This is a genomic window from Polaribacter sp. IC073, from assembly GCF_007997075.1.
Classification (GTDB): domain Bacteria; phylum Bacteroidota; class Bacteroidia; order Flavobacteriales; family Flavobacteriaceae; genus Polaribacter.
The window spans coordinates 474,073-497,293 of sequence record NZ_VORS01000001.1 but is presented as its reverse complement, the minus strand read 5'-3'; the positions used below and the strand labels follow the sequence as shown (position 1 = coordinate 497,293).

The window sequence follows — 23,221 nt, the reverse complement described above, 5'->3', positions numbered from 1 at the left end:
TGAAAACAAAAAAATTATGAATAAAGCAATTAAGACAATATTATTAGTAGCCGGAATTATTTTATTAGGGTACGGAATTTACACGATGATACAACCAGAAGCACAAGTTTCTATTGGAGATTTAGACTTAGTAACAACGCAAGATAATACCAATTCATATATTACTATTGCCTTAGGAATTGTGGCAATAGCTATTAGTTTAGTGAAAGGAAAGAGTTAAATAGCCAAACATTAGATTGTTTTGTAAACCACTTAGAAATAAGTGGTTTATTTATTTAACAGCTTTTAGAACCTCTTTTAAAAACTCATTTTCATTAAAATTTGTCAAGCCAAAACGTACAATTACCATTTCTTCATCTGGTAAAACATACACTCTTTGCCCTTGATAACCATCTGCAAAATACATGTTTTTGGGTACGTCTTTAAACTGCTTTTCGGCATTTAACCAAAACTGTGCACCATACGTTCCGTTTGATGTTGGTGTTGGCGTGGTTACATAATCTACCCAATTTTTATTAAATAATTTCGCTCCATTCCAAGTCCCATTATGTAAATAAAGTAAACCAAATTTTGCCCAATCTCTAGCTGTTGCCCAAGCATAAGAAGAAGCTACATAATTCCCTACTAAATCTGTTTCTACAACCATAGAATTCATGCCAATTTTATCAATAAAATCTGTGTACCAGAAGTCTAAATATTCTTGATGTGTTTTAAATTGTTTTCTTAAAATTTTTGATAATAAATTTGAAGTTCCAGAAGAATAGTTCCAAGAAGCATTGGTTTCATATTTTAACGGTTTCTCTTCTTGCATTTTGGTCATATCCCTTTCTAAAAACAACATGGTAGTTGCGTCAGAGATTTCACTATAATTTTCATCCCATTCTAAACCAGAATTCATTTGTAATAAATTATTGATTGTGATGCTTTTTCGTGCATCCTTTTGCCAAGAATCTATTGGAGCAACCTCTTGCACGTTTATTTTATTCTGATGCTGTAAAACGCCAAAAACGGTGCTCATTATGCTTTTTGTCATCGACCAACCTAAAATTCTAGCATCCTTATGAAATCCTTCCGCATATTTTTCTGAAATAATTTGATCTTTATATAGCACAACAACTGCTCTAGAATTATCTTTTCCGAAGATAGAACTTACTGTTTCATCCAACTTTTTATAATCTACATTAGAGAAAACGGTGTCTTTTTGTGGTGCATTTCCATAAGGAAAAGGCGTAGCGTTGTTTGCTTTTAATCTTTTTGGAACTAGATATTGAGCAGTTTCATCACTTTTATCCAACGTTAAAACTGATCCTAAACCTTCTCTGTAAATTGCCTTTCTAGTTAACAAACCAAAAGCAGAAGAAGTTGCAAACTTACTTATAGTGTCTAATTTATCGGTTGCTAAATTTACTGGTGAAAAATTATTATCTGTGCTGTCTGTAAACTCTAAAGATCTTTCTCCGAGAAAAACAGAGGAAGCCGTATTTTTTGCTGAATAGCCTGCCAAAATATTCAATTTCGGATAGTTATAAATAACAGCAATTATAATTATTACAGATAAAAGAAGTAAAATACGTTTGAAAATTTTCATTAGAAATATAGTTTAGTGATGTAAAAATAAGAAAATCATATTCAGTTTATGAAAAGTTTAAAAATTCATGCTTTATCTTTGTAACTAAATATTTTTTCTATGATAAATGTTGATAAAATTCGTAAAGATTTTCCTATTCTAAAAAGAACTGTTCACGGGAAACCTTTGGTCTATTTAGACAATGCAGCAACCTCCCAAACACCACAAGTTGTAATTGATGCAATTGTAGATTATTATAGCAATTACAATTCAAATATTCACAGAGGCGTACATACTTTAAGTCAGGAAGCAACAGATAAATACGAAGAAGCGCGTATTAAAATTCAACGTCATTTTAATGCAAAAGAGGCGTATGAAATCATTCTAACCGCTGGCACAACGCATAGTATAAATATAGTTGCCTCAGGATTTGCATCTCTTTTAGACAAGGACGATGAGATTATCGTTTCTGCTTTAGAACATCATTCTAATATTGTGCCTTGGCAAATGTTGTGTGAAAAAACGGGCGCCATTTTAAAGGTAATTCCGATGCTAGAAAATGGTTCATTAAACATGGAGGTTTATCATAATTTGGTAAACGAAAAGACAAAATTGGTTTTTTGTAATCATGTTTCTAATGCCTTAGGCACCGTAAATCCTATTGAAGAAATTATTAAAAAAGCGCATCAATTTAATGCGGCTGTTTTAATTGATGGAGCGCAAGCAACACCTCATATAAAACCAGACGTACAAGCCTTAGATGCCGATTTTTATGTAGCTTCTGCTCATAAATTGTGTGGTCCAACAGGTGTTGGTTTGTTATACGGAAAAGAAGAATGGTTGCAAAAATTACCTCCTTATCAAGGCGGTGGAGAAATGATTGCAACCGTTAGTTTCGAAAAAACAACCTATGCGGGCTTACCTCATAAATTTGAAGCAGGAACTCCAAATATTTGTGGCGGAATTGCTTTTGGTGCAGCAATCGATTACATGAATGAAGTTGGTTTTGATAATATTGCTTCCTATGAACACGAACTTTTAGAATACGGAACGCAAGAATTGTTAAAAATAGAAGGCTTAAAAATCTACGGAACAACTGCAGAAAAAACGGCTGTAATCTCTTTTAACGTAAACGATATTCATCCTTATGATATTGGTGCAATTTTAGATAAACTAGGCGTAGCGGTTAGAACAGGGCATCATTGTGCGCAACCAATTATGGACTTCTATAAAATTCCGGGAACTGTTAGAGCTTCTTTTTCTTTTTACAATACAAAAGAAGAAATAGATGTTTTAGTAAGCGCAGTTAAAAGAGCGGTTAAGATGCTTTCTTAAAATACATATATTATAAAACAAAAAAAAGGTTGAGCAAATGCTCAACCTTTTTTTATACACTTAAGTGATCCTATTTATTACCTCAAAGTAGGAGAATAATTTGTTGGATAGTCATCTGCTTTAGCCAAACCATCTGTTGCTAATGTAAAATTAGAACCAAACTTAGCATCAATAGCGCCTAAGATTCTATTTGCCATTAACGCATATCCTCTTCCTGTAAGATGCACACCGTCTAAACCTACTAAACCACCAGTTACTAAACTAGTTGTCATCGTATAATTATCAAACTGAAGACCGTTTTCAGCCTCTCTTAAGATTGCATTTAAATCTATTAAAGCAAGATTTGCATTTGAGCTTGCAACGTCTAAAATAGTAGCGTTGTAAGAAGTTGTAGCTGCTTGTACGCTTGCTAATTCAGTAGTTGTTAAAACCCACATATCTGCTAAAGGAACACCTACTCCATTTACACTAGAAGGATTACTAGGATCTGCTAACGTACCAATAAAGGAAGAACTTGTTAAAACTAATAGATCATCTGGGGTAGCTTGTCTTAATTGAGGTAAAGTAGCAAAAGCAGGGTTAATAGCACCTAAATTTATTAAATCTTCATCTACAATTACAACTGCATTTTGACCAGCACTAAAAGAAATTGTTCTTTTCGCTATTTCGGCATCTGCTACCGATTGAGGAATTATCTGTGCTGTAACCAACGCTCCAAAAGCTTGTTGAATTCCGCCATTATATTGTGCGTATGCACCATTTACAGCAGTTGCAGTAGCTGCATCCATTGGTATTGGGTTGTAAGGAACTGTTGTAAAATACGGTAATAATGTAATGTCTGGTACTGTAGCAATTACTCCTTTTGCACCTCCACTGGTCATTGCGCCAACCATTCCTCTAAATACTTGATCAAAAACTAATGGGTTTGTAATATCATTCGATCCATAAGTTGAAGGATCTAAATTCCCTGTTGGATTTGCTGTTGTTGGAGATTGATCTGCACCAGAACCTCCTGAAATAGCAAAACCTAAAACATCATTACCTCCAACTTCACTTAAAGTAAAAAAGGTTGGTTGTTGCGCTAATGCATCCTCTAAAACACTTGCGCCTGCACTTGAAGCCATTCTTCCAAAATAAGGGTTTAGAGTACCATAACCATTAAAAGTTAAGTGAAAACTTTTTGCTCCTGGTATTCCAAAGTTATTAAAAGAAGTACCCGCAGCTCTTACACCTAAACTTGTTGTTGGTAAAACACTTAATCTTTTAGGCGCTCTATTTACAGCGTCAAAAAATAACCTTGGTGGCTGTACAGCATTTCCACTGAAAACAAGACCTCCAATATTATCTGCCATTAGCGGCTGATTAAAGTCACCTCCACCTGCTAACTTAAATTTAGAAGCTAGTGTATTTGGAAATGAATTCTCTTGCGCCTTAATAAAAAGTGCACCGTCTGTAAAACCTGCTGTAAAAGAAGCACCAACAGCAACGTATTTAGAGAAGTCTAAATTACTGGTATTTAATGCTACTTGTGCTGGTGCTGGTGCTCCTGCAATTGGATCCAACTCGTTGTTTACATCACAAGATGCAACACCAATTGACAAAAGAAGTAGCCCTATATATTTATAATTTTTCATAAAATAATGTGTTTTTTATTAGTTATTAATTGTCCAAGAAACATAGTACTGAGAACCTATTGCTCCTACCCCTGGTGCACTAAAGTATTCTTTACCTCCAAGATTTGCACCACCAACTTTAAATACAGATTTCCATTTAGGAACTGAATAGTTAACTTGAGCATCTAACATTGTTCTAGATTCTATTGTTGCATCTAAGAAAGTAGATTCCCATAAATACTCATCTTGCCATCTTGCATTAATATTAAAGCCAAAGTTTTCAAATAAATTTGTGTGACCAAACTGTAATTTTACTTTGTGCTCTGGTGTATTAAAACCAGCTTCAAAATCTGGATCTGAAGCTTGATCAAAATCAAACTTAGCATACGTATAACTTGTACCTAAATCAAAACCACCTGCTATTTTTGTATTCAAACCAATAGACGCTCCGTAAGAACTAATTTCTGCTGTTGTATTTGTATATATTTGAAAAGCTTTAAAATCTCCATTTTTAAGTGCTAATAGAGATAAACCGTTATCACCTACTTCTCCATAAAAAGGAACCAATACATTTTTACCAGAAATAAAGTCATTATAGCTATTATAGTATCCGCTTACATCTACTGTAATTTTAGAATCTCCTAAATAGATCAAACCTCTATACCCTAATTCAAAAGCTGTTACCTCTTCTGGTTTCACTAAAGCGCCATCAGCCGCAGCGGGTGCACCAGCCAGAACAGAACTTGCAGAAAAAGAATTCTCATAAGCCAATCTACCAGATAACGTTTTTGTTGCTCCACCAGCAAATGCCATACCTTCTGTACTCACATTTAAAGGAGCACTTGTATATCTATCTAAATTGTCTGGTGCAGAACCTACTAAAATAGCAGACCCAGCATCTAAACCAATATATTGATCTTGTGTTGTTGGGTTTCTAAATCCTTTTTGAAAAGAAGCTCTAAAGTTATCGTTCTTATTTTCACCTGCAGCATATGCTAATGAAACTCTAGGAGAGAAATTCCCATCAAAATTTTGTGCTTTGTCATAACGTAAAGAAGCGGTAAATTTTAAACGATCTTCTTCTAAAAATCTTCTTTGCATTTGAGTATAAACTCCATATTCATCATAATCAATTGCACCGTCATAATCTGTAAAAATACTTCCGTTAGAGTTTAAAGAGTATCTTCTATAAGAACCTCCTACTTGAAATTCTGCCCACTCAATTACATCTTGAAAATTGTAGTTTACGTCTCCGTGATATAATTTCGTTTGATCTTGGAATTTAGAACCTGTAACTAAGTTAGGGTCTGCTGTAACCGTATCAAAAGCAGACTTAAACGCTGGAGTTCCTGGAATTAAACGACCAGAATCTGCCACTGCTCTTGCTGCTGCATGATTTGAAGCAGGTACGTTTGGCACACCTCCAAGGTATGCTGCTGCATATTGACCAAACCAATCTTGGTCAGATTTCCACTTTCTGTTGATATTAATAGCTGTAAAACGAGAATCATAAGAATTACCAGCATCTTCTGTAGTAACATAACCTCTTATGAAAAAGTTTTTACCTTTTAACTCTAATTTTTGTTGCGCTAAATAAAAGTCTTTAATATTATATCTATTTGCTCCTTGATAAATAGTATTACCAACGCCATATTTTGAGTTGAAAATTAATTCTAAACGATCATCACCAAAAGGACGGTAATGTAAAGCGGTATTTAATTTCACACTTTTCGCTTCATAGTCTTCCATTAAATCTCTTTCTTGGTAACCTGTTCTACTCACTCTACCAATTGCACCACCTAAACTTATGGCAACTTCATCTCCATAAATATTTAAACCATCAAAATCATTTAAAGATCTGTCACCAGCTGCATATTCTCCGTTTGCTGTGTTTCTGTAATCTGTTGCAAACCATTCTGTTCCTTTTAAATAAGAAAGTGTTGCTTTTGCAGCAAATTTATTTGAAAAGGCATGTGCCATTCGAATGCTTACATCGTGAAAACTATTGTCTCCTGCTGCGTCTTGACTAGTAATACCTTGTTTGTATGAAAAGCTGATTCCTTGGTCATTAAAAGGACTTCTACTTGTCATAAACATAATACCGTTAAATGCATTTGCACCATATAATGCAGAAGAAGCTCCCGGCAATAACTCTACAGTGTTTACATCTAATTCAGACATTCCTAAAAGGTTACCAATTGCAAAGTTTAATGCTGGTGAAGAATTGTCCATTCCGTCTACCAATTGCATAAAACGTGTATTTGCAAATGTTGCAAAACCTCTTGTGTTTACAGATTTAAATGTTAAACTATTTGTATTAACATCTACTCCTTTTAAATTTTCTAAACCGTCATAAAATGATGGTGCAGAACTGTTTTTAATAGCCCTTGCATCTAATCTTTCGATAGTTACCGGAGACTCCATAACACGTTCTGGAGTTCTAGAAGCAGAAACTACAATTTCGTCTAAAGAAGTTTCATTTTCTGTTAAAGTAACAGCTATAATTTGATTGTTTTTTGTAACCTCAACTTTCTCCATTTTAAACCCTAAAACAGATATTTCTAATGTAAAAGGTGGGTTGTCTGTAACCTCTAAGACAAAATTCCCATCAAAATCTGTTGTTGTACCAACAGCCTTATTTTCAATTTTAATGTTTGCACCTGGAAGTGTCTCTCCTGTTTTTGCATCTTTAACCGTACCCGTTACAGTGGTTTGTGCAACCATTGTAATGCTACCAAAAGCTATACACGCAATTAATAAAATTTTTTTTATCATAATTTGAATTAATTTGTTAACTATTATGCAAAATACGATATTTTTTGAATAATTTATTATTTGTCCACTAATTTTATCTATTTAACAAAAAAGCGAGTTTACATTGCATTATTAAGACTTCTTAAAAGTTATTTTTTCTAACAAATTAAACTCTTATAAATTGTACATTTGTTTTTCGTAAAAATACATTCCTTTTGAAAATAGTTGAAAATATTGCTAATTTTTCTACAGACGAAAAAACTTTTGTTACTATTGGTACTTTTGATGGTGTTCATTTTGGGCATCAAAAAATATTAGAAAAATTAGTTTCTGAAGCTAAAAAAGCTGGCAAAAAAGCTGTTTTATTAACTTTCTTTCCACACCCAAGAATGGTTTTGCAGAAAGATGCAAAAATAGAATTGATTAATACGATTGAGGAACGTGCACATCTTTTAGAAAAAACAGGTTTAGATTACTTAATTATTCACCCTTTTAGCAAAGCTTTTTCTAGAACTACTGCTTTAGGCTTTGTAAGAGAAATTTTGGTAAACACCTTTAATATTTCTAAATTAATTATAGGTTACGACCATCATTTTGGGAAAAATAGAGAGGGAAATATCGATCAATTAACAGAATACAGCCATTTATACGGTTTTACAGTAGAAGAGATTCCTGCGCAAGATATAGATGATGTTTCTGTAAGTTCTACAAAAGTTAGACACGCTTTGGCTGCTGGAAATTTAAAAACTGCTAACAATTATTTAGGATACAATTTTATGCTGAACGGCATTGTTGTAAATGGAAAAAAACTAGGCGGACAAATTGGCTACCCAACAGCAAATATAGATGTTAAGGAAGCTTATAAATTAATTCCTAAAACGGGCGTTTATGTTGTAAAATCTGTCATAGAAAATAAACTTGTTTTTGGAATGATGAATATTGGAAACAGACCAACAGTGAATGGAAATCATCAAACGATAGAAGTCCATTTTTTTGATTTTAACCAAGATTTATATGGTAAAAATCTTACTGTAGAATTGATTTATTTTCTTCGTGATGAACATAAATTCGACTCTGTTGATTCTTTAGTTCTTCAATTAAAGGCAGATGAACAAACTGCACGAGAGTATATTTTAGAAAATATTAAGTAAATTTCTAATCATTTCTTTCTTTTCTTCCGTTTTTAGAGGAAATCATATTAAAGTTGTTTGATATTGTGTTTTTACTGCCATAAATTCACTAAAACCCTAGAAATGAAAAGCCTGAGTAGTTTTCGCGTACAGTTTGTCATTTCTATCTTTTAGGAAAAATGACAATTGTGGTGGTTTACTGCTATACTATAGGCCTTATCTGACTTCTCATTTTTGGAAATGATATTCTTATAAAAGACCTCACAGGTTTTAAAAATCTGTGAGGTCTGCGTTACTCTAAATTAACTTCCTTTTTTAGTATTCACTTCGCGTTAAGGATTGAGTAGTTGTTTGAGCTCTTTTTTGTTTTTTCAACAAAAAAAGCGAGTGCGAAAGCCTGACCCTTGTGGTAGCGCCCAAAAGAAGCAAAAATAATTCTTCCTACTACGTTTTTACATGCCTAAAGAGTAAAATTATTTATTATTGATTTCGTCGTAAATCAATCTCACAAATTATATATTTGCATTTCATAATTCTTAGAAAATATGCTACAAGTACAATTTATTAGAGAGAACAAAGAAGCTGTTTTAGTGGGTTTAGCAAAACGTAATTTTGCAAACGCAGAAACATTAGTAGAACAAGTGTTAACTGCAGACGAAAATAGAAGAGCAACACAGGTTTCTCTAGATGATGTTTTATCTGAATCTAATAAATTATCTAAAGAAATTGGTGGTTTATTTAAGTCTGGTGAAGTACAGAAAGCAAATGTTTTAAAAGAAAAAACGGGGCAGTTAAAAGAGCAGTCTAAAGAACTTGGTGAGAAACTAAGTGAGATTTCAGATGCGTTGCAAAATTTGTTATATCAAATACCAAATGTGCCACACGTTTCTGTAAAAGCAGGAAATTCTGAAGAAGACAATGAAAACATTTTTAGTGAAGGAATTATTCCTGACTTAGGTGAAAATTCATTGCCTCATTGGGAATTGGCAAAGAAATACGATATTATAGATTTTGAATTAGGGAATAAAATTACGGGTGCTGGTTTTCCTGTGTACAAAGGAAAAGGTGCTAGATTGCAACGTGCATTGATCAATTATTTTTTAGATAAAAATATTGAAGCGGGTTATAAAGAATACCAAGTTCCGCATTTGGTAAATACAGAATCTGCTACTGCTACTGGGCAATTGCCAGATAAAGAAGGACAAATGTATCATTCTAACGAAGATGATTTATACTTAATACCCACTGGTGAGGTGCCAATTACCAATATGTTTCGTGGGAATTTAATGCAAGAAGCAGATTTTCCTATATGTTGTACAGGCTACACACCTTGTTTTAGAAGAGAAGCAGGTAGTTATGGTGCACATGTAAGAGGTTTAAACAGATTGCATCAATTTGATAAAGTAGAAATTGTTAGAATTGAACACCCAGATAACTCTTACCACGCATTAAGCGAGATGGTAGAGCATATTAAAGACATTTTAAGAGAATTAAAATTACCGTATAGAATTTTACGTTTGTGTGGTGGTGACACTGGTTTTACAGCTGCTTTAACCTTCGATTTTGAATTGTTTTCTACGGCACAAGACAGATGGTTAGAAATTAGTTCTGCTTCTAACTTTGAAACTTTTCAAGCAAACAGGTTAAAACTTCGTTTTAAGAATAAAGAGGGCAAGAGTGAATTTGCACATACGTTAAACGGAAGTTCTTTAGCTTTACCACGTGTTTTAGCTGGTATTTTAGAAAATTACCAAACAGCAAACGGAATTAAAATACCTGATGTTTTGGTACCTTATTGTGGATTCGACATGATTAAGTAGTTTTAGTAAACAGTATTCAGTTATAGTTGGCAGTTTCCAACCTAACCGAAAACGGAGAACTAATTTGAGACTACTGCAACCATTAACCTTTTATATTTATTCATTTCTAAAAGAGCATTTAAATACGCGCTTATTTGTCCGTTTTCCATAAACTGGATCGCGTTATTTTTTGAGGTTTCGTATTGTGTAAAAAAAGTATTCATAATTTTAAGTTTTGATTGGTTATTTACTCTATAGACAATTTTGATGCCAAAATGTTACAGATAAGAATTGAAATACCCTTGGTTTAATAAAATTTTAACATTTATCTTGAGTATCTTTGATTGCGATGAAAAAAATTATTCTTCTTATTTTTCTAATTATTAGCAGTTTAAGTGTTGCTCAAAATGCAGCCCAAAATACGGCGCAGAATGAGTATCTCTTAGCTGAAAATTATTACCGAGAAGGTGCTTATGAAAAAGCGACTCAGATTTATAAAAAACTCTATGATAGCTCACCTTTTAACACCACCTATTTAGGACGCTTAATTTCTTGCTATCAAGAAACCGAGCAGTTTTTAGAAGTAGAAAACCTACTAAAAAGCAGAATAAAGGCGAATAAGAGTCAGGTTTATTTGTACGTGTATTTAGGCTATAATTACCAAAAACAACTTCAAAAAGAAAAAGCACAAGAAAATTACACACTTGCTTTAAATTCTTTGGATAAAAACCCTGCCTATGGTGGTTTAATCGGACGAATTTTTAAAGATTATAACTTGTTAGATGATGCTATTTTAGCGTATGAAAAAGCAATGGAAGTTAATAAGAATGCGAATTATAATTTTCAGATTGCGCAGATTTATGGTGAAAAGGGAAATTTCAAAAAAATGTTTGAATCTTATATTGATCTAGTAGATAAAAATGATCAATACTTTAGTTTGGTACAAAGATATACCAGCAAATATATTACAGACGATGCGGAAAATGAAGCAAACATTTTATTCAGAAAAACACTTTTAAGAAAGTCTGCAAGCAACCCAAAAGATGTTTGGAACACTTTGTTAAGTTGGTTGTTTACTCAGCAAAAAGACTACACAAAAGCGCTTATTCAAGAAAAAGCATTGTACCAAAGAAAACCAGAAGATTTAAGTGCTATTTTTACCATTGGTCAAATCGCTTTTAATGACATGGCTTTTGATGCTTCGCAAGAATGTTTTAATTTTATAATTGAAAAATCTACAACTAAAAGTAACGTTATTAACGCCAATTTATACTTGGTTAAAATTGCCGTTGCTACTAAGAATCCAGAAACAGAAACTTTATTTCAACATCTTTTTACCACTTTTGGAAAAAATACGGCAACTGTAAATTTACAAGTAGTTTATGCAGATTTTTTAACCTTTTCTAAAAACAAGCCAACACAAGCAAACAGCGTTTTAGAAGAAGCACTTTCTTATGCAAATTCTAAGTTTGACAAAGCAAGAATTAAGTTAAAACTAGGTGATGTTTTAGTATTTACAGGCAATTTTAACAAAGCGCTTATTTATTTTTCGCAAATTCAAACACAATTAAAAAATCACGAATTAGGACAAGAAGCACGGTTTAAAGTAGCACAAACCAGTTATTTTAAAGGAGATTTTGACTGGGCAAAAGCACAGTTAAAAGTGTTGAAAGGTTCTACCACGCAATTGATTGCAAATGACGCTGTAGCTTTGTTTTTAAAGATTTCTGATAACGAACCCGTAGACTCTATTCCTTCGGGATTAAAGCAATTGGCAAACGCAGAATTGTTGGCTTTTCAGAATAAGAATGAAGAAGCTTTGACTAAATTAAATAACTTGTTTGTTAAGAAAGATGTCTTTATCAATGGTTTAGTTCCTGGAGAAGTAATTTATGATGATGTCTTATTTTTCCAAGCAAAATTGCTCGTCAAACAGAAAAGGTACACAGCAGCCATTGTAAGTTTGGCTAAAATTATTGAAGCTGATAATCAAGGTTTTTTAACGGATGATGTTTATTTTATGATGGCAGAAATCTATAATAACGATTTAAAAAACACAGAAAAAGCACAAGAATATTATCAGAAAATAATTTTCGAACATCCTTCTAGTATTTATTTAGTCGATGCTAGAAAAAAATATAGAAAACTAAGAGGAGACAAGGTTTAACAATGTTAAACGCTCAAAAAAATAAACAATTACAAAAATTAATATGTACATATACAACGTAACAATAAATATTGATGGAACTGCACATGACGAATGGTTAACTTGGGTTGAATCTCACATTACAGCTATTTTAAATACAGGGAAATTTACATCCGCAAAACTTACAGAGGTTTTGGTAGCAGAAGAAATGGGTGGCAGAACCTATTCTATACAATATGCAGCAAGCTCAAGAGAAGATTTAGATGATTATTATACATTACATGCAGATGATTTTCGTTTGGCAATCTTAAAGAAATTTGCAGACAAAATGTTGACTTTCAATACAGAGTTAAAAATTGTAAACGAGTTTTATCCTACGAGTGTTAGTAATTAAAGTTCTTATTATTAACAAGCGTATTAAAATTTGTTTTTTTAAGTTGGTAGGTATCTAAACTGCATTATAAAAATTCTTCGATAAGCTAGACTGACAAGCGTCTTTTTTAATTAGAATTAAAAAAATAATTTCATTTAAAAAAACAAGCATCAATTTAGAATGCGAATGTGAAACTGAGCTTGTCGAAGTTCTTTTATGTAGTTAAAAAATAACTTTATCGGAAATTTATCTTTTTAAAAACTAGCTTCAACACCAATAGAAAAGGCATTTATATTAGAAACTCCTAATTTGTAATGTTCATAACCAGAAGAAATTCTGTAGTTCTTAATATGGTATTTTAATAACAATTTAGTGTTTCTAACAGATTGCCTATTTACTGTTGCCCATTTATGAGAAGCAACAAAACTGATAGGTTTTGCTATGAAGACTTCTCCACCAAATCCCATTAAAAACCGAGTTTCTTTTACATCATTAAAAATACGTCTAAAACCTAAACCAAACCAAGCATCTAAACGTTGGGTTCTAATTCTATGGTATTTTAATAAGGTAGAAAACATGTTAAAAGAATCTCTTTTTCCGTTTACTTTTTCTATAAGAGAGGTGTAATTAATGTCTAAGGAAAATCGTTTTAAGAACCTAAAATCTACTCCAATATCATTACCATATAAGTTCTTGCTTTCCATTAAAAAATGATTGTAGACATCGAATCTTGTAATGTTATAATTGGTAGCATCTGTATACACAAAATTACCATATTTAGATTCTTTATAAGGATAATTAGAAATTTCTGCTGTACTCATTCTACCTTTCATTTCCCAAGGAGATTCAAAAACAAAACCATAGACAGTATATGCAGCGGCATACCAAATAACTCTAACAAACGGATTTTCGATACCATCCTCATTATTTTTTTTGGACCTCGCTGAAGAACTTGAGCTCTTTACAGATGTTGTACCAGAGTTTCCAGAAGAATTTGTACTTCTTAAACTCTCCTTTCCTTTCTCTAGTTTACCTTCTTGAGTATAACTATGAAAACAAATAAAAGTAAATAGTAATGATAAGAACCGTACTTTTTTATACATTTTGGCTGATTTTTAAAAATCTATTTGAAACAAAAATTATACCAATTTAACTGTACCTTTGCTTTTAGAAGGATAAAAACAAAGATTGTGTCTGTAAAAGCAAAAAAACATTTAGGTCAGCATTTTTTAATGGATGAAAGTATTGCAAAAAATATTGCAGATGCTTTGTCTGGAAATGGATATGATGACGTCTTAGAAATTGGTCCAGGAATGGGCGTTTTAACAAAATATTTACTACCAAAAAAAGCAAAAGTTACTGTCATAGAACTAGACAGAGAATCCATTGCTTATTTACATGATACTTTTCCTTTAGAGCATATTAAATTAGACACTTCTAAAGAGCACTTTTCTATTGTAGAAGGCGATTTTTTAAGGAAAGATATCAAAGAAATGTTTCCGAAGAAACAAGTAGCAATTATTGGTAATTTCCCGTATAACATTTCTACTCAAATTGTTTTTAAAGCAATAGAAAATAGAGAATTTGTACCAGAGTTTGCAGGTATGTTTCAAAAAGAAGTTGCTAAAAGAATTGCAGAAAAAGAAGGTTCTAAGGTCTACGGAATTATGTCTGTTTTAACACAAGCTTTTTTTGATGTAGAATACCTTTTTACGGTTCCGCCAACGGTATTTAATCCGCCTCCAAAAGTAGATTCTGGTGTTATTAGGCTTACTAGAAAAAAAGATTATTCGCTTCCTGTAGATGAAAAAATATTCTTTAGAGTTGTAAAAACAGCTTTTAATCAACGTAGAAAAATGTTGCGTTCTAGCTTAAAGTCTTTTAATCTTTCTGAAACTTTAAAAGAAGACCCTATATTTGCGAAACGTCCAGAACAATTATCTGTTCAGGCTTTTATTTCTCTCACGCAAAAATTAATAGAAAATGGCATTTGAAATTACTGAAGAGTTTTTAGAAAAATTAGTTGGTTTTATCTATGAAAACAACGATTCTGAAATAAAACAACTTTTTGAGGAAGTCCATTTTGCAGATATTGCAGAAGTTTTAGACGAAGTAAGTTTCGAAGAAGCTATTTATATTATTAAACTTTTAGATAGCGAAAAAACATCTGAAATTCTTACCGAATTAGATGAAGATACCCGTGAAAAGATTCTAGAAAATTTATCAACAAAAGAAATTGCAAGAGAAATTGGTGAGATGGATTCTGATGATGCTGCAGACATTATCGGAGAACTTTCAGAAGAACGCCAGTTACGCGTAATTAATGCTTTAAAAGACGAGGAATTAGCTGCAGATATTAAAGAATTACTGTCTTATGAAGACGATACAGCAGGTGCATTAATGGCCAAAGAATTGGTAAAGGTTTATGAAACTTGGACGGTTGCTGGTTGTATGCGTAGAATTAGAGGACAAGCACAAGAAGTTACAAGAGTGCATTCTATTTACGTAGTAGATAAAGAAGATAAATTGGTAGGTAGGTTGTCTTTAAAAGATTTAATTATTGCCAAATCAGACCAAAAAATTGCAGACATTTCTAAATCGAAAGTAGATGCTGTAAATGTGCATGAAAATGATGAAGAAGTTGCTAAAATTATGGCAAAATACGATTTAGAAGCCATACCAGTTGTAGATGATAACAACGTTTTATTAGGTAGAATTACTATTGATGACATGTTAGACGTTATTCGAGAAGAAGCGGATAAAGATTACCAAATGGCTGCTGGTTTTTCTCAAGATGTAGAAGTAAATGATACTATATGGGAATTGACAAAAGCACGTTTACCTTGGTTAATTTTAGCGCTGTTTGGCGGCTTTGTTTCCGTTTCTGTTTTAGGAAGTTTTGACGGTGCCATGGGTAATTTTCCAGAACTTTTCTTTTTCACACCATTAATTGCTGCAATGGCGGGTAACGTTGGTGTACAATCTTCTGCAATTATTGTACAGGGTTTAGCAAATGATAGTTTAAAAGGATCCCTTTTTAAAAGATTGTTAAAAGAAATTTTACAAGGTTTATTAAATGGTTTTGTATTGGCAGCTTTGTTAATGTCTGCAGGAATGTTGTTTTTAGGCTTTCCTTTTAAATTAGGAATTACCGTTGCGGCATCACTAATTTCTGTGATTATTATCGCGTCTATTATTGGTACGTTTATTCCTATTATTTTAGCTAAAAAAGGAGTAGATCCGGCATTGGCTACAGGTCCTTTTATTACCACAAGTAATGATATTTTAGGAATTTTAATCTATTTTTCTATTGCAAAACTAGTATTAGGTTTTTAAAAAAACCTTTCTGAATTAACAGAAAGGTTTTTTCTTTTTCTTTTTAATATTAGAAATAAGACGCTAATCTTAAATCTGCAATTACTCCCATTTCAATTGTAGTATTTTAAACTAAAATAGCTACACAACAAAAATAGTTTACCTAAAGAGAATAACTTTACGAGAAACCGTAATTAAGAATGTATATTTCCGCAAAACCAAGAATTAATCTATAATACCTAATTCTTTTGCCTTAAGAATTAAATCTGTATTGTTGTTTGCGTTTAAATCTATTCTTAAGTTTGCTAGTTTTGTTTCGATAGAGCGAAGTTTCAAAAGAGAACCATCATTTTTTTTAATAACACCTTCTAAATTACCTATTTTCGGATGATTAGGAAGCTCTTTTAATACCTGAATAGCCACATCATCCATTTGTATCTGAACAATGTTTCTACGCATTATTTTTTGATGTATTTCGTGCGTATAATAAAAGTCATTTGCTAACATTTTTTGAACAGCAAAACCAATTTCTGTAGTATCACATTTACTTTTTAATAAATATGCATTGGGGTTTAAGTTACGAATTACATTGTACACTCTATTGGTTTCTGTATGACCAGTAATTACACCTATTCTAATATTTATTTCATTATTTCTAATGGCTTTAATCAGCTCTTCTCCACCGTCTAAATTCGTAGCTTCATTACAGTTATCAAAACTTAAGTCTGTAAATAAGATATGAAAAGGGTTGTTATTTTGATGTTTTATTATCAACTCAAAAGCCTCATCACAATTGTTCGTTGTAACCAACTCAAAATCTCCCACATCTTTTAAAGAACAAAGGATTCCTTGTAATACTAACTGATGATCGTCTGCAATTAAAATTCTAGTTTTATGTGCCACTTTTAGGGATTTCTATATTTATATTTGTTCCTTTTTCTAACTCGCTTTCAATAGAAAAAACACCATTAATTTCTTCAATACGTTCTTGTATATTTTTTAAACCAATGCCTTTCTTTTGACCACTCACATCAAACCCTTTTCCGTTATCAGAAATAGTTAAAAAAATAGCTTTTTTTGTTTCATTAAACGTTAAGGTAATTGCTGTTGCTTGCGCATGTTTTTTAGAATTCTGAATACTTTCTCTAATCGATAAAAATAAAGTTCTTTTAATAGCATTGTTTACGGTTTTCCATAAAACACGATCAATTTCTATTATTTTAATTTTAAAATCAATTTCAAAAAAATCTGAAACAATATTAATTATCTGATCTTTAAAAGGTACTTTGTCAAAACTTTCACTACTTAATTGATGCGATAAATTTCGAACATTTTCTTTAATAATGTCTAATTTTTTTGCCGCTTTTAATTGGTTTGTTTTTTCTAACTTTAAATGCAACATGCTAATATCTCCTGCAACCTCATCGTGTAAGGATTTTGCAACTTTCTGACGTTCTTTTTCACGAGCTTTAATTTGCTGCATCTTTGCTTCAAAAATCATTTTCTTTCTTCTTATCGAAACAATACTTAGACCAAAACCTATAAACAAAACACTTACTCCGGCAAGTAACCAACCTATTATTTTATGTTGCTTTTCTGTTTCTAATTCTAGCTGTTTTCTTTCGTTCTCTTGTTTTAAGCCAGCGTTTTCTTTATCCTTCTTTTCAGTTTCGTATCTAACTTTTGCAAACTGGTTTTTTAAGTTTCTCTCTCGAGTAAATAGACTATCGTTTAATATTATATAATCTTCTAAATACTTTTTAGCAGTTTCTCCTTTAGTAAGCTCTGATAAAAACTTTAGACATTCTAAAACTTGTTTATTGTTTCTTGTTTTTCTACCTAATTCTAAACCTCTGCTTGCATGTTTTTTTGCTAAAGAGTATTTTTTATTCTTTAAATACGCTTCTGCTAAAAAACTATGTGAAACACTTTGAGAGTAAAGGTTTTTAGTTTTTATTCTACTTTTTAAAACTATTTTATAGCCTTCTATTGCTTTCTCTATTTCTCCTTGTTTAAAATATACGGCAGATAAGTTTCCTAAAAGAGCTTGGTATTGTTCAGGGTATTTTGTTTCTAGACTATCGGTATTTAATCCTTCTTTAAACAAAGAAGTTGCCTTTGTTAAGTTCCCTTCATCTTTAAAGGTCATTCCGATATTACTCAATAGGTTTAAATAATTTTTTTCTCTTCTATATTTTACAGTATTAAACTTACAAATTTCCTTTGCTTTTAAATAATAACCTCTCGCTTCTTTAGGTTTTTTTAAGCTCCCTAAAGCGTTGCCTAAGGTTTGGTATAAAGAAATTAAAGTTCTATATTTTTTAATAGGCTCTACATATTTTAGGCCTTCAATAGTTGTTATTTCGCAGCCTAAAAAATCTAACTCTTTTACTTGTATAACAGCCATAGATAATAACCTTCTCCCTATTTCAATAGAATCTTTTAAGGCTATAGAAACATTTTTTGATTTATGGTAATAATAAAAAGTACTATCTAAATTATTTTTTATCTTATGATTCAAAGCTTCTAGATGATATGCTTTTGCTAGAGAAAAAGAATCTTTTTTAAGTTGAAAGTGTTTTAGTAATTTGTTTTTAGAAAATGTTAGCCCTAAAGTATCTTTGGCAAAATAACTGTGTTTTGCATACTCAATACTTGTTTGTTTTATGAGAGAGTCTATTTTTAATTCTTCAGAAAGCAGCACTGCTCTTTTTAGATATGAAAACTGGTGTGTTCCTTTCGCGTTCTTTAAATAAAAAGCAATAGAGTCTGTAGGTTTCTGGGGAAAAATGACTAGTACGGTAAAAAATAAAAACAGGAATATGTTTTTTTTCATAAGGTAAAAAAGAATTAACATATTACATTTTTAACATTTTAAATGTAGCTATTTCATTTTTAAAAAAAAAATTTCTATTGCATTTTCTGAAATAAATCCCAAATTACAACACCCGTTGTTACAGAGATGTTTAGTGAATGCTTAGTCCCTAATTGCGGAATTTCTAAACACAAATGGGAAGCATTTACAACTTCTTGCTGCACCCCTTTTACTTCATTTCCCATTACAATGGCATATTTTTCACCTTTCTTCGGATAAAAAGTATCTAATTTAGTGCTGTTTTCTGCTTGTTCAATAGCCAATACTTTAATGTTTTCTGCTTTTAAATTTTCAACTAAAGTAAGCGTATCTTCTACATATTCCCAGGCAACAGATTCCGTTGCTCCCAAGGCAGTTTTATGAATTTCTTTATTAGGCGGTGTTGCACAAATACCACACAAATAGATTTTTTCAATCAAAAAAGCATCACTAGTTCTAAAAACAGAACCAATATTATTTAAACTTCTAATATTGTCTAAAATGACAATAATTGGTGTTTTTTTTACCGTCTTAAATTCATCAACTGTAATTCTACCTAACTCGTTATTCTTTAATTTACGCATATTATTTTTTGATAGTCGTATATATGTTTACTTTTTGTATCTTTGTACTGTACAAAAAAGACATTTGTCTTTTAAAAATATTTCGGATTGAGGTGTCCTCGGTCGGCAATAAGGTTGGTTTTTCCAACCTTTTGTTTTTTTATGGAAACTTCTTCAATCCATAAATTTTTCCTTTTTTAGTATAAAAATTATTTTTAAAAACATTAAAAGACAAATGAACTCCTTTTGGATTTAAAATATATTTTGCTGTTGGATATGCAATTAAATCAGCTAATTGTAGTCCGTTTATATTTTCTTTTTTCCAAGAAAATTTTGTTTTAAAACCTATTTTTTTTATTCTTTCAGAAGTAACATAATAGGTTCCAACTTGTGTAATTTTTTGAATATGTTTTGCTAACTTTAAGTCTTCTTTTTTTCCTCTTTTCTCAATAATAATTTCTAATTCTGTACAGTCTCTAAAATCATCCAAACAAAAAACAGTTCTTTCTAAAACAAACGATAATGCTATTTCATACACATCATTTTCTAACTTTCCATACTTTTTAATAAATGCTAACTTACTTATAGAAGAAGATATAATTTTATAGTTATCTTTTGAGATTAAATCATTTATAGACTCATAAAATCTTTTTTTAACACCTAAATCAAAAAGTATTTGAAATTCATTATTACATTTTCTGATGTCTCTAGAATGAAAAATCACATTATTGTTGTTCCAAAACTCTAACTTTATTTTATTTATTTTTTCTTTTACGTTTTTATAATTTTTTTCAGAAACTAAAATACCGCACAATAGAAAAATTGGAAAATTCTCATCAATTTTTTTTAATCCGTGGTCACCACTTTCATCAAGAAATAAATAATACTTCAATTACAAACTTTTAAGTAAAGGTATTAAAGAATTTTCTAATTAAGTATTTAAATTCATCAACTGTAATTCTACCTAACTCGTTATTCTTTAATTTCCTCATATCTTGTGAATAAGTTCACAGCAAACTGCTACTGAATACTGCGTACTAATTTTTATCTTCGCAAAACTAACTGAAAATTTCTAAAAACTTGGCAAAACCGAAACTAAAAAAGGTAACTCCTTTAATGAAACAATACAATGCTATCAAGACCAGATATCCTGATGCGATGTTACTTTTTCGTGTGGGAGATTTCTACGAAACTTTTGGTGAGGATGCTAAAAAAGCTGCCGGAGTTTTAGGAATTACCTTAACCAAACGTGGCGCAGGAAGCGAAACAGAAACTGCTCTGGCAGGTTTTCCACATCATTCTCTAAACACCTATTTACCAAAGTTGGTAAAAGCAGGAATGCGTGTGGCTATTTGTGATCAGTTAGAAGACCCAAAAATGACCAAAACCATCGTAAAACGTGGTGTTACAGAACTGGTTACGCCTGGGGTTTCTTTAAATGACGAAGTTTTACAAACCAAAACCAACAACTTTTTAGCCGCGGTTCATTTTGATAAAAAACAACTCGGAATTTCATTCTTAGATGTTTCTACTGGTGAATATCTAGTGGCACAAGGAAATGCAGAATACATCGATAAATTGTTGCAAAATTTTAGTCCGAGTGAAGTTTTAGTCCAAAAACAACACAAGCAAGAGTTTTTAGAATTGTTTGAAAACCGTTATTATACATTTTATTTAGATGATTGGGTTTTTCAAAAGGAATATGCAAACGAAACGCTACACAATCATTTTGAGGTAAAAAGCTTAAAAGGTTTTGGAATTCAGGATTTAAAAAACGGAATTATTGCTGCCGGAGCAGTGATGTACTATTTATCTGAAACACAACACAATCAATTAAAGCACATTCAGCATATTAGCAGAATTGCAGAAGATAATTATGTTTGGATGGATCGTTTTACGGTGAGAAACTTAGAACTCTACAATCCGAATTCTATAAACGCCGTCACACTTTTAAATGTTATTGATAAAACCATTTCGCCCATGGGCGGAAGGCTTTTAAAACGGTGGTTAGCGCTCCCTTTAAAAAATATAGACGCCATTAAAAACCGTCATGAATTGGTGAAATTCTTCATAGATTCTGATGCTTTTTCACAGACAGTAACGTATCAGTTAAAACAAATATCAGATCTAGAAAGACTCATTTCTAAAGTTGCAACTGGCAAGGCTTCACCAAGAGAAATTGTCTTGTTAAAAGATTCTTTAAAAGCGATTTTACCGATAAAATCATCCGCAGAAAATAGCGAAAACACTACTGTTAAGGTATTAGGAAATCAATTACATACGTGTACCGATTTAATTGAAAAAATTAATGAAACCTTATTTGACAATGCGCCCGTAAACATTAATAAAGGAAATGCCATTGCTACTGGTGTTCATCAAGAATTAGATGATTTGCGTGCCATTTCCAATTCTGGAAAGACCTATTTAGACAATATGCTAAAGCGTGAAATTGACAGCACAGGAATTAGCAGTTTAAAAATTTCGTTCAACAATGTTTTTGGGTATTATATAGAAGTTAGAAATTCTCATAAAGACAAAGTTCCTTCAGCATGGATTCGTAAACAAACTTTGGTAAATGCAGAACGCTATATAACCGAAGAACTAAAAGAATATGAAACCAAAATTCTTGGAGCTGAAGAAAAAATAGCCAAACTAGAACAAGAAATTTTTTCTAAATTATTACAATATATCATTCAATATGTACAAATTGTACAAGAAAACGCGCAAGTTATTGCAAAAATTGACTGTTTGCTCGCTTTTTCTGTTTTGGCAATTGATAATAATTATGTGCGCCCAATTATGGATGAAAGCACCGATTTAGAAATAAAAAACGGAAGGCATCCTGTTATTGAAAAACAGTTGCCAATAGACCAAACTTATATTGCCAATGATGTGGTGTTGAATAGAAATCAGCAACAAATAATTATGATTACCGGACCAAATATGTCTGGTAAATCGGCTATTTTAAGACAAACTGCATTAATTGTTTTGTTAGCACAAATGGGAAGTTATGTGCCTGCTCAAAATGCAAAAATTGGTATTGTAGACAAAATTTTTACACGTGTTGGTGCAAGTGATAATATTTCTATGGGAGAATCTACATTTATGGTAGAAATGAATGAAACAGCTTCGATCTTAAATAACGTTTCTGAGCGCAGTTTAATTTTGTTAGATGAAATTGGTCGTGGAACTTCTACTTATGACGGAATTTCGATTGCTTGGGCAATTTCAGAGTTTCTACATGAGCATCCCTCTAAAGCTAAAACCTTATTTGCTACGCATTATCATGAATTGAATGAAATGACCACCACTTTTGAGCGCATTAAAAACTTTAATGTGTCTGTAAAAGAGTTGAAAGACAACATTATTTTCCTACGTAAGCTCGTTTCTGGTGGCTCTAATCATAGTTTTGGTATTCACGTAGCCAAACTTGCTGGAATGCCAAATATGGTGATTCACAGAGCGAATAAAATACTCGCACAATTAGAAAAGAACAATAAAAATGCAGATGTAAAAGACGCTTTAAAACAAACTCAGCATGAAGAAATGCAACTTAGTTTTTTTCAGTTAGATGATCCGCTTTTAGAAAACATTAGAGAAGAAATTTTAGCGACAAATATAGATACCTTAACACCTATTGAAGCGTTGATGAAATTGAATGAGATTAAACGGATGTTGTTGAAGAAGTAACGTGTTTGTGTATTGAAAGTAGCAGAATAAAAAAGCAATTACTTTCAGTCTAAAACAAAGATAACAGAAAAGCACAAACTTT

Annotated in this window: 18 protein-coding genes; 9 read left to right on the top strand and 9 right to left on the bottom strand. The window is 31.7% G+C overall.

The window, feature by feature from the left end; translation table 11 throughout:
* Window positions 1–16: 16 nt before the first annotated feature.
* Window positions 17–220: a hypothetical protein gene (locus ES045_RS02220; protein WP_147111689.1), complete on the top strand. Its 204-nt coding sequence runs from the start codon at window positions 17–19 to the stop codon at window positions 218–220.
* 51 nt (window positions 221–271) lie between these two features.
* Here the strand turns inward: ES045_RS02220 and ES045_RS02215 are convergent, their stop codons facing one another.
* Window positions 272–1,588 carry a serine hydrolase domain-containing protein gene (locus ES045_RS02215; protein ID WP_147111683.1) on the bottom strand — a complete coding sequence of 439 codons (1,317 nt, stop codon included), beginning with the start codon at window positions 1,586–1,588 and terminating at the stop codon, window positions 272–274.
* 99 nt (window positions 1,589–1,687) lie between these two features.
* On the opposite strand from ES045_RS02215, the gene ES045_RS02210 reads away from it, so the two are divergent.
* Window positions 1,688–2,902 carry an aminotransferase class V-fold PLP-dependent enzyme gene (locus tag ES045_RS02210; protein WP_147111678.1) on the top strand — a complete coding sequence of 405 codons (1,215 nt, stop codon included), beginning with the start codon at window positions 1,688–1,690 and terminating at the stop codon, window positions 2,900–2,902.
* Between the two features lie 77 nt (window positions 2,903–2,979).
* Here the strand turns inward: ES045_RS02210 and ES045_RS02205 are convergent, their stop codons facing one another.
* Both ES045_RS02205 and ES045_RS02200 read right to left on the bottom strand, forming a co-directional pair.
* A complete protein-coding gene (locus tag ES045_RS02205) occupies window positions 2,980–4,536 on the bottom strand; it encodes a G-D-S-L family lipolytic protein (protein WP_147111675.1) in 1,557 nt (518 codons plus the stop codon).
* An 18-nt stretch (window positions 4,537–4,554) separates the two neighbouring features.
* Window positions 4,555–7,290 (bottom strand): TonB-dependent receptor, encoded by a 2,736-nt coding sequence (locus ES045_RS02200; RefSeq protein WP_147111672.1) that lies wholly within the window; start codon window positions 7,288–7,290, stop codon window positions 4,555–4,557.
* Window positions 7,291–7,484: 194 nt separating this feature from the next.
* On the opposite strand from ES045_RS02200, the gene ES045_RS02195 reads away from it, so the two are divergent.
* Both ES045_RS02195 and serS read left to right on the top strand, forming a co-directional pair.
* A complete protein-coding gene (locus ES045_RS02195) occupies window positions 7,485–8,420 on the top strand; it encodes a bifunctional riboflavin kinase/FAD synthetase (protein ID WP_189663001.1) in 936 nt (311 codons plus the stop codon).
* 524 nt (window positions 8,421–8,944) lie between these two features.
* On the top strand, window positions 8,945–10,219 hold the full coding sequence (gene serS / locus ES045_RS02190; protein WP_147111663.1) for a serine--tRNA ligase: 1,275 nt from the start codon (window positions 8,945–8,947) through the stop codon (window positions 10,217–10,219).
* A 59-nt stretch (window positions 10,220–10,278) separates the two neighbouring features.
* Here the strand turns inward: serS and ES045_RS16290 are convergent, their stop codons facing one another.
* Window positions 10,279–10,422, bottom strand: a complete 144-nt coding sequence (locus ES045_RS16290; RefSeq protein ID WP_189663000.1) for a hypothetical protein — start codon at window positions 10,420–10,422, stop codon at window positions 10,279–10,281.
* A 125-nt stretch (window positions 10,423–10,547) separates the two neighbouring features.
* Between ES045_RS16290 and ES045_RS02185 the strand changes: the two genes are divergently transcribed.
* On the top strand, window positions 10,548–12,365 hold the full coding sequence (locus ES045_RS02185; RefSeq protein WP_147111660.1) for a tetratricopeptide repeat protein: 1,818 nt from the start codon (window positions 10,548–10,550) through the stop codon (window positions 12,363–12,365).
* A gap of 43 nt (window positions 12,366–12,408) precedes the next feature.
* Window positions 12,409–12,738: a DUF4286 family protein gene (locus tag ES045_RS02180; RefSeq protein WP_147111657.1), complete on the top strand. Its 330-nt coding sequence runs from the start codon at window positions 12,409–12,411 to the stop codon at window positions 12,736–12,738.
* Window positions 12,739–12,971: 233 nt separating this feature from the next.
* On the opposite strand, the gene ES045_RS02175 is transcribed toward ES045_RS02180, so the two are convergent.
* On the bottom strand, window positions 12,972–13,820 hold the full coding sequence (locus tag ES045_RS02175) for a hypothetical protein (RefSeq protein WP_147111654.1): 849 nt from the start codon (window positions 13,818–13,820) through the stop codon (window positions 12,972–12,974).
* Between the two features lie 87 nt (window positions 13,821–13,907).
* Here ES045_RS02175 and rsmA point away from each other — a divergent pair, with 87 nt between their 5' ends.
* Together rsmA and mgtE are read left to right on the top strand one after the other, a co-directional pair.
* The gene (gene rsmA / locus ES045_RS02170) at window positions 13,908–14,711 is read left to right on the top strand and encodes a 16S rRNA (adenine(1518)-N(6)/adenine(1519)-N(6))-dimethyltransferase RsmA (protein WP_147111651.1); all 804 of its coding nucleotides are present in this window, start codon (window positions 13,908–13,910) and stop codon (window positions 14,709–14,711) included.
* Complete coding sequence (mgtE, locus tag ES045_RS02165) at window positions 14,701–16,053, top strand: magnesium transporter (RefSeq protein WP_147111648.1); 1,353 nt, start codon at window positions 14,701–14,703, stop codon at window positions 16,051–16,053. Before rsmA ends, mgtE begins: the two co-directional genes overlap by 11 nt.
* A gap of 204 nt (window positions 16,054–16,257) precedes the next feature.
* On the opposite strand, the gene ES045_RS02160 is transcribed toward mgtE, so the two are convergent.
* From ES045_RS02160 to ES045_RS02145, 4 genes are all read right to left on the bottom strand, one after another.
* Window positions 16,258–16,935: a response regulator transcription factor gene (locus ES045_RS02160; RefSeq protein WP_147111645.1), complete on the bottom strand. Its 678-nt coding sequence runs from the start codon at window positions 16,933–16,935 to the stop codon at window positions 16,258–16,260.
* A complete protein-coding gene (locus ES045_RS02155; protein ID WP_189662999.1) occupies window positions 16,925–18,868 on the bottom strand; it encodes an ATP-binding protein in 1,944 nt (647 codons plus the stop codon). The genes ES045_RS02160 and ES045_RS02155 overlap by 11 nt, the downstream gene beginning before the upstream one ends.
* Window positions 18,869–18,942: 74 nt before the next feature.
* On the bottom strand, window positions 18,943–19,470 hold the full coding sequence (locus tag ES045_RS02150; RefSeq protein WP_147111639.1) for an RNA methyltransferase: 528 nt from the start codon (window positions 19,468–19,470) through the stop codon (window positions 18,943–18,945).
* 139 nt (window positions 19,471–19,609) lie between these two features.
* Window positions 19,610–20,341 carry a DUF3800 domain-containing protein gene (locus ES045_RS02145; protein WP_147111637.1) on the bottom strand — a complete coding sequence of 244 codons (732 nt, stop codon included), beginning with the start codon at window positions 20,339–20,341 and terminating at the stop codon, window positions 19,610–19,612.
* Between the two features lie 188 nt (window positions 20,342–20,529).
* Between ES045_RS02145 and mutS the strand changes: the two genes are divergently transcribed.
* Complete coding sequence (mutS, locus tag ES045_RS02140) at window positions 20,530–23,139, top strand: DNA mismatch repair protein MutS (protein WP_147111634.1); 2,610 nt, start codon at window positions 20,530–20,532, stop codon at window positions 23,137–23,139.
* Window positions 23,140–23,221 lie beyond the last annotated feature (82 nt).

What these genes read in the sequence shown, in the direction of transcription:
- ES045_RS02220 (WP_147111689.1), top strand. Translation starts at nt 17, where the DNA reads ATGAATAAAGCAATTAAGACAATATTATTAGTAGCCGGAATTATTTTA.
- ES045_RS02215 (WP_147111683.1), bottom strand. Translation starts at nt 1,588, where the DNA reads ATGAAAATTTTCAAACGTATTTTACTTCTTTTATCTGTAATAATTATA.
- ES045_RS02210 (WP_147111678.1), top strand. Translation starts at nt 1,688, where the DNA reads ATGATAAATGTTGATAAAATTCGTAAAGATTTTCCTATTCTAAAAAGA.
- ES045_RS02205 (WP_147111675.1), bottom strand. Translation starts at nt 4,536, where the DNA reads ATGAAAAATTATAAATATATAGGGCTACTTCTTTTGTCAATTGGTGTT.
- ES045_RS02200 (WP_147111672.1), bottom strand. Translation starts at nt 7,290, where the DNA reads ATGATAAAAAAAATTTTATTAATTGCGTGTATAGCTTTTGGTAGCATT.
- serS (WP_147111663.1), top strand. Translation starts at nt 8,945, where the DNA reads ATGCTACAAGTACAATTTATTAGAGAGAACAAAGAAGCTGTTTTAGTG.
- ES045_RS16290 (WP_189663000.1), bottom strand. Translation starts at nt 10,422, where the DNA reads ATGAATACTTTTTTTACACAATACGAAACCTCAAAAAATAACGCGATC.
- ES045_RS02185 (WP_147111660.1), top strand. Translation starts at nt 10,548, where the DNA reads ATGAAAAAAATTATTCTTCTTATTTTTCTAATTATTAGCAGTTTAAGT.
- ES045_RS02180 (WP_147111657.1), top strand. Translation starts at nt 12,409, where the DNA reads ATGTACATATACAACGTAACAATAAATATTGATGGAACTGCACATGAC.
- ES045_RS02175 (WP_147111654.1), bottom strand. Translation starts at nt 13,820, where the DNA reads ATGTATAAAAAAGTACGGTTCTTATCATTACTATTTACTTTTATTTGT.
- mgtE (WP_147111648.1), top strand. Translation starts at nt 14,701, where the DNA reads ATGGCATTTGAAATTACTGAAGAGTTTTTAGAAAAATTAGTTGGTTTT.
- ES045_RS02155 (WP_189662999.1), bottom strand. Translation starts at nt 18,868, where the DNA reads ATGAAAAAAAACATATTCCTGTTTTTATTTTTTACCGTACTAGTCATT.
- ES045_RS02150 (WP_147111639.1), bottom strand. Translation starts at nt 19,470, where the DNA reads ATGCGTAAATTAAAGAATAACGAGTTAGGTAGAATTACAGTTGATGAA.